This is a genomic window from Streptomyces sp. NPDC006174, from assembly GCF_040614075.1.
GTDB lineage: Bacteria > Actinomycetota > Actinomycetes > Streptomycetales > Streptomycetaceae > Streptomyces.
The window spans coordinates 220,070-231,994 of record NZ_JBEXTJ010000006.1; the positions used below are offsets into that span (position 1 = coordinate 220,070).

The following is an 11,925-nucleotide window of genomic DNA, read 5'->3' on the forward strand; positions in this document are numbered from 1 at the left end:
GTCAGTGCTCCGTCGCTCGTACGGCCAGGGCCCGGCGCAGGTCGTCGAGCTGGTCGACCAGCTTGCGGCGCAGCGCCGGGATGAGGGCCGGGTCCTTGAGGGCGCGGGTTCCGGTGGCGAGGCTGTCGGGGTCGATGGCGTAGGCGGGGAAGGCGTACCGTCCGGCGGCCTCCGCGATGGCCGGGCCCCGGCGGGCGGCGAGTGCGGTGGCGTCGGGGTAGAAGCGGTCGACGTACGCGGTGAGGAGCTCGTCCTGGCCGGGCTGCCAGAAGCCCTGGGCGGCGGCGGTGAACAGGTAGTTGGACAGGGTGTCGTCGCCGAACATGGCCTGCCAGGCCGCCGCCTTGGCCTCGGGCGTGGGCAGCGCGGCCCGGCAGCGGGCGGCTCCTTCGCGGCCGGTTGCGCTGGGGTCGGCGGCGAGTTCGGCGTCGATGGCCCGCTCGTCGGTGGCGCCGAGGACGGCGAGGCGGGTGAGGATGCGCCAGCGCAGCTCGGGGTCGAGTTCGGGTCCGCCGTGGACGGTGCCTTCGGTGAGCCAGGCCTGGAGGGTGTCGGGCTGGGTGGCGGCGTCGATGAAGTGGCGTACGGCGGTGAGGCGCAGGCCCGGGTGCGAGCCGTCCTCCGTGCGGCGGATCAGGTCGCGGCAGAGGTCGGTGAGCGTGGCGAGGGCGGCCGGGCAGGCTTCCGGGGTGACGTAACGGTCGGCGATCTGGCCGCCCGCGAAGGCCAGGACGCCTTGGACGAGGGCGAGGTCGCTCTCGTACGGGAGGTGGGTGCGGGCGGCGGTGAGGTAGCGCGCGGGGTCGAGCTCGCCGTCGCGGACCATGTCGCGGGCGGCGTTCCAGATGACGGCCCGGGTCAGGGCGTCGGGGATCGCGGAGAGGTGGCCGAGGGCGGTGTCCCAGGAGGCGGGGTCGAGGCGGATCTTGGCGTAGGTGAAGTCACCGTCGTTGAGGACGACGAGGGCGGGACGGCGGCCGGTGCGGACGGTGGGGGCGGAGTCGCCGGGTACGTCGAGTTCGAAGCGGTCGCGCGGGGCGAGGTGGCCGGGGCCGGCCTGGGTGTTGAGGGCGTGGTCGAAGGTGGCGACGGTGATGCGGTGGGGCCGGCTGCCGTCGCGCTCGACGGTGAGCGCCCAGGACTGGCCGGCCTCGGTGGGTCCGGTGGGTTCGTGGACGTCGGCGGTGAGGGTGTCGACGCCGGTGGTGCGCAGCCACTGCTCGGCCCAGGCGTGGACGTCGCGGTCGGTGGCGGAGGCGAGGTTGTCGATGAAGTCGGCGAGGGTCGCGTTGGCGAACTTGTGCCGGGCGAAGTGGGTGTTGATGCCGGCCAGGAAGTCCTTCTCGCCGAGCCAGGCGACGAGTTGGCGGAGTGCGGAGGCGCCCTTGGCGTAGCTGATGCCGTCGAAGTTGAGGAGGGCGGAGGCGGTGTCGGGGACGGCTTCGGGGTCGGGTGCGACCGGGTGGGTGGAGGGGCGCTGGTCGGCGTCGTAGCCCCAGCCCTTGCGAGCGACGCCGAACTCCACCCAGGTGTCGGGGAATGGGGCCTCCCCTGCTCGAACGGAGTTGAGAGCTTGGGGAAGGATGGCCTCGGTGAGGGTCTGGTAGCCCATGTACTCGGCGAAGGACTCGTTGAGCCAGATGTCGTCCCACCAGCTGAGCGTGACGAGGTCGCCGAACCACATGTGGGCCATCTCGTGGGAGACGACCATGGCGCGGGTCTGGCGTTCGGTGTCGGTGACGGCCGAGCGGTAGATGAACTCGTCGCGGAAGGTGACGAGGCCGGGGTTCTCCATGGCGCCCGCGTTGAACTCGGGGACGAAGGCCTGGTCGTAGGAGTCGAACGGGTAGGGCTCGTCGAACTTCTCGTGGTAGCGGTCGAAGCAGGCGCGGGTGATCCCGAGGATCTCGTCCGCGTCGGCGTCCAGGTGGGGCGCGAGGGAGCGGCGGCAGTGGAGGCCGAAGGGCAGTCCGGCGTGCCGGGTGGTGACCGAGTGCCAGGGGCCGGCGGCGACGGCGACGAGGTAGGTGGAGATGAGCGGCGTGGGCGCGATGGTCCAGCGCCCGTCCTCGGCGCGGTCGGCGACGCCGTTGCCGAGGACGGTCCAGCCTTCGGGGGCGGTGACCGTGATGGCGAAGACGGACTTCAGGTCGGGCTGGTCGAAGGCGGCGAAGACGCGCTGAACGTCCTCCATGAACAGCTGGGTGTAGACGTACGTCTCGCCGTCGGCCGGGTCGGTGAATCGGTGCATGCCCTCGCCGGTGCGCGAGTAGCTCATCGCGGCGTCGACGTGCAGTTCGTGCGGGCCGGCGGCGAGGCCGGTGAGCGGGTAGCGGTTGCCGTCGAGGAGGGCGGGGTCCAGGGGCTGTCCGTCGAGGCTGATCGAGCGCAGGGTGGCGGGCTTGACCTCGACGAAGGTGTCTCCGGCCGCGCGGGCGGTGAACCGGATGGCGGCCCGTGAGTCGAAGGTCTCCTCGCCGGTGGTGAGGTCGAGGGCGATCGTGTACCGCTCCACGTCGATGATCTGGGCTCGGGTCTGCGCTTCGTCGCGCGTCAGTACGGACATGGGCCCATGCTGCCGTACCGGATCGGGCGCGGGCAGGGGGGTTCTCCCTGGGCGTACGGGAAGGGGTGCCTGCCCCAGGAAGGGCTGAGGTGGGCCGGTGTACGGGAGGGGGCGTATACCCCCTGGGGGCTGTTGCCTTACCATCTCCTCGGCGCGGCACACCGAGTACCGAGGACATCCTCATGACGCTCACGCCTGCGCGCGCTGCCGCCGCCCGCGTTCCTGACCTGGTCCCTTCCTCCTCCGCCGGCCTGATGCGCCGTGCCGGCTGCGAGTTCGGGCTGACCGCGCTGCTGCTCCTGGCCGTGGTGAGCGGTGTGCGGTGGCTCTTCGCGCCGGACGGGTACGGAGGCGGCGGGACGGCGTTCGTGCTGCTCGGGACCGGGGTCGGTGCGCTGCTGACCGTCCTCATGCTCTCCGCGCCGGGACGGTGGTCGGGCGGGCATCTGAATCCGGCCGTCACCGTCGCGCTGTGGCGGCTCGGGGCGTTCCCGGGACGGGAGGTGGCGCCGTACGTCGTCGCGCAGGTGGGCGGCTCGGTGGCGGGGACGTGGCTGGCGGGGCTGGTGTGGGGGTCCGTGGTCGCCCGGCCGCCGGTCGCTCACGCGGTGGTGCGGCCCGGTCCCGGTTGGAGTGAGGTGACCGTGCTGGTGGCGGAGGCCGGGGTGCCGGCCGGGTCGACGCTGCTGCTCGCGGGGCTCCTGGCGCATCCGGTGGGCCGCAGACTCCTCCCGTACGCCGTCGGTCTGGTCACCGCGCTCGTCATCGCGGTACTCGGTCCGCTGACCGGCGGATCGGCCAACCCGGTCCGGCAGTTCGGCCCGGCGCTGCTGTCCGGAGAGGCCGGACTGCTGTGGGTGTACGTGGCCGGGCCGGTGCTGGGGGCGGTGGCCGGGGCGGGGCTGATGGCGGTGGTGCGCGGAAGACTGGGCGCGGGGCTCGCGGCGGCGGCGTACAGGAGGCTCGGCGGCCCGCCCGTCAGGCCCCGCCGGCCGTAGCGGCCCCGTTGCCCGTCTCCTCCGCGATGCGCTCGTGGTGGCGGATGACCTCGGCGATGATGAAGGTGAGCAGCTTCTCGGCGAAGGCCGGGTCCAGGTTGGCGCTCTGTGCCAGCTGCCGCAGCCGGGTGATCTGGCGGGTCTCGCGGGCCGGGTCGGCGGGCGGCAGCTGGTGGTCGGCCTTGAGGCGGCCGACCTGCTGGGTGGCCTTGAAGCGCTCGGCGAGCATGTGGACGACGGCGGCGTCGATGTTGTCGATGGACTCGCGCAGCCGGCTCAGCTCCGCCTGGACGGACGGGTCGGTCAGCTGGGACGCGGGCGCGTCGTTCTCGCTCGTACTCATGGTCAGCGAGCTTAGACGCCCTCCTCACGGTCCGATCATCGGCGGGTGGTCCGGGTCGGGCACCTGGTCGCTCCAGCCGCCGGGCACGGTGCGGCCCTGCTGTTCGCGGAAGCGGACGGGGGCGGTGCCGACGCGGCGGGCGAAGAGGCGGGAGAAGTAGGCGGGGTCGTCGTAGCCGACGCGGCGGGCGACGGCGGCGACCGGGAGGTCGGTTGCGGCGAGGAGTTCCTTGGCCCGGCCGAGGCGGATGGTGAGCAGGTAGTCCTTGGGGCTGCATCCGGCGCCGCGGCGGACGGCGGTACGGAGCTCGGCCGGGGTCATGCCGTGTTTGGCGGCGTGCTCGGCGACCGTGAGCGGCTGGTAGGCGTCGCGGGCGAGGGCCTGGAGGACCGGGTCGCCGTCGGGACCGAGGTCGGCGCGGGCGCGGCGCAGCGAGACGAGGAGCTCGTGGACGGCGGCCGCGGTCTCGACCTCCAGCAAGGGGTTGCCGCGGCGGGCGGCGCGCACGATGCGGCCGACGGCGGCGCGCGGGGCGGCGGTGTCGGAGAGCGGGACGAGGGGGCGGTCGGGCTCGATGCAGCCGAGCTCGGTGTAGGTGGTGGTGGCGGGGCCGGTGAAGTCGACGAAGCTCTCGTCCCAGCCGGTGCCCGGATCGGCGCCGTAGTGGTGCGGGGTGCCGGGCGTGAGCCAGATGAGGGTGGGGCCGGTGACGGGCGTGCGGCGGCCGTCGGGGCCGCTGAACCAGCCGGTGCCGGAGTTGACGATCACGGCGACGTGGTGGTCCAGGGTCCGGGGGCCGACGGTGGGCAGCGCGCCGTGCTGGAGGCCGACGCCGAGGCAGACGAGGCCGAGGCGGTGGTGGAGCGGGCTGGGAGTGAAGAAGCGCATCCAGGTGTGGTACATCGCGGCCTTCTCCTCCCAGGATCCGCACGTCTCTTGCGTCCAATCAGCAGCGATCTTTGTCCATGGACCGTCGTAACGCCAGAGGTCACAGTGGTCGGACCATTGCACGCCCGGGCCGCCGGGTGCGCCGACCACAGGAGCGTACGTACACGATGTCCGACTTCACCGTGGGGACCGACCACTTCCGGCTGGACGGGAAGCCCGTACGGCTGCTGTCGGGTGCGCTGCACTACTTCCGGGTGCACGAAGGGCAGTGGGAGCACCGGCTGGCGATGCTGGCGGCGATGGGGCTGAACTGCGTGGAGACGTACGTGCCGTGGAATCTGCACGAGGAGCGGGAGGGGTCCTACCGGGATGTGGGGGCGCTCGGGCGGTTCCTGGACGCGGTGCGGGAGGCCGGGCTGTGGGCGATCGTGCGGCCGGGTCCGTACATCTGTGCCGAGTGGGAGAACGGCGGGCTGCCGGTCTGGGTGACGGGCCGGTTCGGTCGGCGGGTGCGGACGCGGGACGTGGAGTACCGGGCGGTGGTGGAGCGGTGGTTCCGGGAGCTGTTGCCGCAGGTGGTGGAGCGGGAGATCGGCCGGGGCGGTCCGGTGGTCCTGGTGCAGGCGGAGAACGAGTACGGGAGTTACGGCAGCGACGCGGTGTATCTGGAGTGGCTGGCGGAGCTGTTGCGGGAGTGCGGGGTGAGCGTCCCGCTGTTCACGTCGGACGGCCCGGAGGACCACATGCTGACCGGCGGTTCCGTGCCGGGGCTGCTGGCGACGGCGAACTTCGGCTCCGGTGCGCGGGAGGCGTTCGAGGTGCTGCGCCGTCACCAGCCGGACGGGCCGCTGATGTGCATGGAGTTCTGGTGCGGCTGGTTCGACCACTGGGGCGCGGAACCGGTCGTACGGGATCCGGCGCAGGCGGCCGAGGCGCTGCGGGAGATCCTGGAGTGCGGGGCGTCGGTGAACATCTACATGGCGCACGGCGGGACGAACTTCGCCGGGTGGGCCGGGGCGAACCGGGGTGGGCCGGTGCAGGACGGGGAGTTCCAGCCGACGGTGACGTCGTACGACTATGACGCGCCGGTCGACGAGTACGGGCGGGCCACGGAGAAGTTCCGCCTGTTCCGGAAGGTGCTGGAGGGATACGCGGAGGGCCCGTTGCCCGCGGTGCCGCCGGAGCCGGTGGGGTTGGCGCGTCCCGTGCGGGTGGAGTTGGACGGGTGGGCCGGGCTCGGTGACGTACTGGAGGCGCTGGGTGATCCGGAGGGGCCGGAGTCGGGAGTGGCGCCGACGTTCGAGGAGCTGGGCGTGGGCCGGGGGCTGGTGCGCTACCGGGTGGCGGTGCCGGGGCCGCGTATGCCGTATCCGTTGACGGTGGCGGGGTTGCGGGACCGGGCGGTGGTGTCCGTGGACGGGGTCCGGGCGGGCGTGCTGACCGAGGAGAGCCCGACGCTGCCGGAGCCGGTGGCGGGTCCGGCGGAGGTGGAGCTGTGGGCGGAGTCGCTGGGCCGGGTCAACTACGGGCCGCGCCTGGGTGAGCCGAAGGGGATCACGGGCGGGGTGCTGCACGAGCGGCAGTATCTGCACGGTGTACGGGCCCGGGGGCTGCGGCTGGACGCGTTCGAGGAGGCGGGTGCGGTGGCGCGGGTGCCGTTCGGGCCGGTGCCTTCGCCGGTGGACGCGGGAGTGGAGCGGACCGGGTTGTTCCGGGGGACGTTCACCGTCGAGGCGGCGGAGGGCGTCGATCACGCGGGGCTGCGGTTGCCGGGCTGGACACGTGGGTTCGTCTGGGTGAACGGTTTCTGCCTGGGCCGGTACCGGTCGGTGGGCCCGCAGGAGACGCTGTACGTGCCGGGTCCGGTGCTCCGGGACGGCGTCAACGAGGTGTGGGTGCTGGAGCTGGAGGGCGCGGGCGAGGCGTGGGTGGAGCTGGGACCGGGGACGCCCGTACGGTGCTCGGGCGCCCCCGGAGTGGTTCAGCCGTGATCACCCACGGGGAAGCGGGTGCCGGTCAGCGGCGTCAGAGCGTGCGGGCCGCGGAGGCGATGGCGGAGGCGAAGGTCGAGACCTCGGTGTAGACGCCGGGGTAGTTGGGTCGGGCACAGCCCTGGCCGTAGCTGGTGATCCCGACCTGGACCCAGGCTCCGGCGTTGTCCCGGCGGAACATCGGGCCGCCGGAGTCGCCCTGGCAGGTGTCGACGCCACCGGTGCTGAGGTAGCCGGCGCAGATTTCCTCACCGGCGACGAACGAGCTGCCGTAGGCGGAGCGGCAAGCGGTGTCGGAGACGAACGGGACGTCGGCCTTGAGCAGGTAGCGCTGCTGGCTGCCGCCCTCACGGTTGGCTCCCCAGCCGGCGACGGTGAAGGTGCCCTGGTTGTAGGCGGTGGTGGTGGCGATATTCAAGGTGGGCAGGTTGATGGGCTGGGCGAGCTTGATGAGCGCCCAGTCCTTGCCGGTGCCGTTGTAGCCGGGAGCCTGGAGGACCTTGGTGGAGCGGACCTTGATGGCGCTCGACGACTGGAGGTCGACGACACCGGCGGTGGCGGTGATCGAGGTGTTGTTGCCCGATCCGTTCACGCAGTGGGCGGCGGTGAGGACGATGTCCTTGGCGTAGAGGGCGCCACCGCAGCCCATGGAGAGCCGGACCATGAACGGGAACTCGCCCTGGGCGGCGCGGGTTCCGCCGACGATGGGGTTGGGGGCGGCCGAGGCGGTGACGGGCTGGAGGCCGACGACGGCGATCGCGACGGTGGCGACGACGACGGAACATCTCTTCAGCGCACGCAGGAGTTGCTTCACGGTCTGCCTTCTTTCGTGGGGGGTCGCGGTGGGAACCATGACGGGACACAGAGTCGTACTAGTCATGAACCCGTCAATGCCATCCGATTATCGGGATGCGGTCACCGCTGCCACAAGAAGCACTTCTCGGCCAATTTCTTCACCGCACATTCCGCACCCTTCGGACGGCCCGGCCTACAGTGGAGACCGGCCGAGGGCGGGGGTTCTCGGCCGGAGCGGATGGGGGTACGGACGTGAGCAACGGCAGTCCGGGCACACCGGTCGTCCACGGCTTTCCGCATCTGGAGACGGTCCGGTCCGCGATCACCGCGCTGTACCGGCGCCTCTCGCCCGACGGCGTCCACTCCTACGGCACCAGCCTCGTCCCGGCCGACGCCGCCTTCTCCGACGCGGACGACCTCCACCTCGGCGCCCAGCGGGTGGCCCGGGCCCTGGTCCAGCACCTCCATCTGCCCGACGCCCGCATGATCGTCGGCTTCCGCACGATGGAGCACGCGGCGAGCGTGGAACTGACCGCGGGACCCGAGTACTTCATCGAGCTGAACGACCGCTTCCGCACCCACCGCAGGGACATCGGCGCGGCGCTCGCCCACGAGATCACCCATGTCCTGCTGCACCGGCTCGGCCTGGAGTTCGCCGGCACCCGCGCCAACGAGATCCTGACCGACACGGTGACCACGTACCTCGGCGCGGGCTGGCTGCTGCTGGACGCCTTCCGGGAGGACGCCACCTCCCGGCAGAAGCTGGGCTATCTGACACCGGAGGAGTTCGGATACGTCCTGGCCAAGCGGGCGTCGGCCTTCGACGAGGACCCTTCGCCGTGGTTCACCAGCCCGCAGGCGTACACGGCGTACACCAAGGGCCGGGCGCAGGCGCTGCACGATCTGCGCCGGCCTCCGCTGACGGAGGCCGGCTGGGCGGGACGGCGGCGGTACGCCAAGGACCGCCGGTACGCCCAGGACCACCCCGGCACGGGCGCGGACCCGGGTGTTCCGTACGCCTTCGAGTCCGGCGGCGAGGGCCTGCGGGTCTCCTTCGCGTGCCCCACCTGCCACCAGCGCATCCGGCTCCTGGTACGGGGCCGGGTGGTCGCGCGGTGCGGGCTGTGTCGTACGCGACTGGAGTGCGACACCTGAGCATCATTTCGGCCACCGTAGGGTCGAAGCATGACGAACGAGCCGATCAGGGACGAACCAAGCCTGTTCGATGCGCTGTACGAGGACGAGAACGCCGTCGTACGGGCGCTGCGCGCGGGTGCGCGGGCCGAGGCGAGCGACGAGGAAGGCACGACGGCGCTCTATCTGGCGGCGGTCCAGGACCTGCCCGGAACGGTACGGCTGCTGCTCGCGGCGGGCGCCGACCCCGACCGGGCGAGCGGCCCCGAGACGGGCGACCTGCCGCTGTGCGGAGCGGCGTGCGGCGGGCACACCGAGGTGGTGGAGGCGCTGCTGGCCGCCGGTGCGCGGCCGGATCTGCGGGAGGAGTTCGGGTTCACGGCGCTGCGCTGGGCAGCGGGTCTCGGCCACGCCGCCACGGTGGAGGCGCTGCTCGCCGGGGGCGCGGACCCGTTGCTGCCGGGCCCGCAGGGCGAGCCGATGCTGGTCCTGGCGGCGCAGCGGGGTTCGGTGCGGACGGTACGGGCGCTGCTGGAGTACGGGGCCGGGGCGCGGGGCCAGGAAGCGGTGGTCGGGGTGGCGCTGGCCGAGGCGCGGCGGCTGGCCGGGGTGGACCTGGAACGGGAGCTGCTGGGACAGCTGGAGGAGGCGTACGGGACCGAGCTCGACGCGGTGGTGCGGCGGGAGGTGGTCGACGGCGAGGAGACGGTGGCCGTGGAGCTGCTGCGGGACGGGGAGCCGGCGGCGGGCGTGGACCGGCACACGGGGCATGCGGAGGTCGCGGTGCTGCTGGAGGAGGTCATGCGTGGCGGTGCCGCCGGTCCGGCCGGCGGTGCTACCGGTCCGGCCGGCGCGCCTCCCACTCGGCTCGGGTGAGGGCGCACTCCCAGCTCCGGAGACCTACGCCTGGCGCGCCTCCCACTCCGCCCGTGTGAGGACGTACTCCACCTCGCCGTGCTCCGAGCCTTCGATGGCGTCCGGCCAGTCCTCGGTGTAGGCGCGGAGGAACGTCAGGCCGGTCTTCTCCATCACCCGCCGGGACCCGGCGTTGACGGCCATGGTGTTGGCGGTGACGCGCTCCGCGCCGAGGTCGGCGAAACCCTTGTCCACCAGGGCCCGCGCGCCCTCGGTGGCGTAACCACGGCCCCAGGCGGCCCGGTTGAGCCGGTAGCCGAGTTCGACGACGGTGGCGTCGTGGTCGGCGAGGGGCCGGAGTTCGAACCAGCCGAGGAAGGTGCCGGTGGCCTTCTCCTCCGCGGCCCAGAACCCGCGGGTCCCGGTGCACGGGTGGTCGTGGAGGAGCCTCGGCAGGGTCCGGTCCCGGATGGCGTCGGCGGTGGCGGGCCGGCCGCCGTTGATGTACCGCATGACCTCGGGGTCGTTGTCGAGGGCGAGCAGGTGCGGTGCGTCGGCGTCGGTGAACGGGCGGAGCACGAGCCGGTCGGTCTCCAGGAAAGTGGAGGGGCGCTTCGGCACCTTGAGGAGGAAGGTCAGCCCTTCCGGGCTCGACAACCGCGCCAACCCTTCGGAGATGGTGACGAGTTCGCCGCCGAGATCACGGGCCCGGCCTGCGGCACCATCCGGATCATCGACGGCGACGACCAGCTCCCACTGCGGCGAGGTGACGGCGGAAGCTTCGACGAACACGGCCCGGGCGAGCGGACTCCCGACCGTCTCCGTGTAGAACTGCCGCACTCGCTCAGGGTCTTCGCACGCCAGGACCAGGTGATGCGGAACGGCCCCGCCGCCGTCCGGAGGCGCGACCGGCCACCCCGCGAACCCGGACGGCCGCCAGAGGGAGAAGACCGCGCCCACCGGGTCGGTCAGCGTGGCGATCCGCCCCTGGTCCTCCGCGTCGAACGGCGGTACGACGATCCGCGCCCCGTTCTCCGCCGCCACGGCCGTACGGTGGTCCACGTCGTCGACCGCCAGGTAACAGGCGATATGGGCGGGCGTCCCCGGCGGGTAGACAGGCTGCGCGAGGTCGCTGATCCCGCCGATCCGATGGCCTCCCGCGGAGAACTTCACGGCCCGGCGCCAGTCCGTCTCATCCACGGCGGACTCCCAGCCCAGCACCGAGGAGAAGAAGGCGGCGGTGCCGGAGGGATCACGGGTCTTGAGGTCCATCCAGCAGAACTCGTTCAGCGGGCCGTGCCGTGTCATCGTGCGCTCCTCGGTGTCCTGTGCTGGATACCGGGAAAGCGGACGCCCGCGCAAGCGGGTTTCTCCCGCAAGGCCTGTTGCCGTGCCTCGTACGGAACCGCTACGGCGTCCCGTACACCCGCTGCGGAACCTCCGCGTCCGCCAGCAGCCGGCGCACCGCCTCTCCTGCCTCGGCCGGGGACCTGCGGGCGCCTCGGTCGTCGGTGGGGCCGGGGCGCCATCCCTCCATGACGGTGATGCGGCCCGCCTCGGCCTCGAAGACGCGGCCGGTCACGCCGTCGCTGGCCGCTGAGCCGAGCCAGACGACGAGAGGCGAGACGTTCTCGGGGGCCATCGCGTCGAACCGGCCTTCTCCCGGGGCCGCCATGGTCGCGGCGAAGGTCTGCTCGGTCATCCGGGTCCGGGCTGCCGGAGCGATGGCGTTGACGTGGACTCCGTACCGGCCGAGTTCGGCGGCCGCGACCAGGGTCAGGGCGACGATTCCGGCTTTGGCGGCCGCGTAGTTGCTCTGGCCGACGCTGCCGAGGAGTCCGGCGCCGGAGCTGGTGTTGATCACCCGGGCTGCGGGCGGGCGGCCCGCCTTGGCCTCGGCGCGCCAGTGGGCGGCGGTGTGTTTCAGCGGCAGGAAGTGGCCCTTGAGGTGGACGCGCATGACCGCGTCCCAGTCGTCCTCCTCCAGGTTGACGAGCATCCGGTCGCGGAGGAAGCCCGCGTTGTTGACCAGGGTGTCGAGACGGCCGAAGGTGTCCAGTGCGGTGGTGACCAGGGAGGCGGCGCCTTCGGCGGTGGCGATGTCGCCGTCGTGGACGACCGCTTCGCCGCCCGCCGCCACGATCTCCTCGACGACCCGGCGGGCGGGTCCTGCGGAGGTGCCGTCGCCGCCGGGGCCGACACCGAGGTCGTTGACGACGAGCCGGGCGCCTTCGGCGGCGAAGGCGAGCGCGTGGGCCCGGCCGAGGCCGCGTCCGGCACCGGTGACGGCGACGACCCGGCCCCCGCAGAGCCGCCCGGTGGTGGGTGAGGTCATCGCATCTCCCGTTCGTGTGG

General features: G+C 72.6%; 10 protein-coding genes and 1 pseudogene. 4 read left to right on the forward strand and 7 right to left on the reverse strand.

What is annotated here, in order from left to right; all coding sequences use genetic code 11:
- Position 1: 1 nt before the first annotated feature.
- Positions 2–2,566: an aminopeptidase N gene (pepN, locus tag ABZ267_RS15685; RefSeq protein WP_356748717.1), complete on the reverse strand. Its 2,565-nt coding sequence runs from the start codon at positions 2,564–2,566 to the stop codon at positions 2–4.
- 182 nt (positions 2,567–2,748) lie between these two features.
- On the opposite strand from pepN, the gene ABZ267_RS15690 reads away from it, so the two are divergent.
- Entirely contained in the window at positions 2,749–3,564 is an 816-nt protein-coding gene (locus tag ABZ267_RS15690; RefSeq protein WP_356748719.1) for an aquaporin, read from the forward strand.
- Here ABZ267_RS15690 and ABZ267_RS15695 read toward each other — a convergent pair.
- Both ABZ267_RS15695 and ABZ267_RS15700 read right to left on the reverse strand, forming a co-directional pair.
- Positions 3,545–3,907 carry a chorismate mutase gene (locus ABZ267_RS15695; protein WP_356748721.1) on the reverse strand — a complete coding sequence of 121 codons (363 nt, stop codon included), beginning with the start codon at positions 3,905–3,907 and terminating at the stop codon, positions 3,545–3,547. The two genes, ABZ267_RS15690 and ABZ267_RS15695, sit on opposite strands and share 20 nt — an antisense overlap.
- Positions 3,908–3,931: 24 nt before the next feature.
- The gene (locus ABZ267_RS15700) at positions 3,932–4,810 is read right to left on the reverse strand and encodes an AraC family transcriptional regulator (RefSeq protein ID WP_356748723.1); all 879 of its coding nucleotides are present in this window, start codon (positions 4,808–4,810) and stop codon (positions 3,932–3,934) included.
- Between the two features lie 152 nt (positions 4,811–4,962).
- On the opposite strand from ABZ267_RS15700, the gene ABZ267_RS15705 reads away from it, so the two are divergent.
- A complete protein-coding gene (locus ABZ267_RS15705) occupies positions 4,963–6,786 on the forward strand; it encodes a glycoside hydrolase family 35 protein (protein ID WP_356748725.1) in 1,824 nt (607 codons plus the stop codon).
- 34 nt (positions 6,787–6,820) lie between these two features.
- Here the strand turns inward: ABZ267_RS15705 and ABZ267_RS15710 are convergent, their stop codons facing one another.
- On the reverse strand, positions 6,821–7,600 hold the full coding sequence (locus tag ABZ267_RS15710; RefSeq protein ID WP_356748727.1) for a serine protease: 780 nt from the start codon (positions 7,598–7,600) through the stop codon (positions 6,821–6,823).
- Between the two features lie 233 nt (positions 7,601–7,833).
- Here ABZ267_RS15710 and ABZ267_RS15715 point away from each other — a divergent pair, with 233 nt between their 5' ends.
- Positions 7,834–8,736: a hypothetical protein gene (locus ABZ267_RS15715; RefSeq protein WP_356748729.1), complete on the forward strand. Its 903-nt coding sequence runs from the start codon at positions 7,834–7,836 to the stop codon at positions 8,734–8,736.
- A 30-nt stretch (positions 8,737–8,766) separates the two neighbouring features.
- On the forward strand, positions 8,767–9,591 hold the full coding sequence (locus tag ABZ267_RS15720; RefSeq protein WP_356748731.1) for an ankyrin repeat domain-containing protein: 825 nt from the start codon (positions 8,767–8,769) through the stop codon (positions 9,589–9,591).
- A gap of 24 nt (positions 9,592–9,615) precedes the next feature.
- On the opposite strand, the gene ABZ267_RS15725 is transcribed toward ABZ267_RS15720, so the two are convergent.
- The 3 genes and pseudogenes from ABZ267_RS15725 to ABZ267_RS15735 all read right to left on the reverse strand — a co-directional run bounded on the left by ABZ267_RS15725 (position 9,616) and on the right by ABZ267_RS15735 (position 11,905).
- Positions 9,616–10,191, reverse strand: a complete 576-nt coding sequence (locus tag ABZ267_RS15725; RefSeq protein ID WP_356748908.1) for a GNAT family N-acetyltransferase — start codon at positions 10,189–10,191, stop codon at positions 9,616–9,618.
- 378 nt (positions 10,192–10,569) lie between these two features.
- A pseudogene (locus tag ABZ267_RS15730) lies at positions 10,570–10,878 on the reverse strand (VOC family protein); the annotation flags it as partial.
- 100 nt (positions 10,879–10,978) lie between these two features.
- Positions 10,979–11,905: an SDR family oxidoreductase gene (locus ABZ267_RS15735; RefSeq protein ID WP_356748733.1), complete on the reverse strand. Its 927-nt coding sequence runs from the start codon at positions 11,903–11,905 to the stop codon at positions 10,979–10,981.
- Positions 11,906–11,925 lie beyond the last annotated feature (20 nt).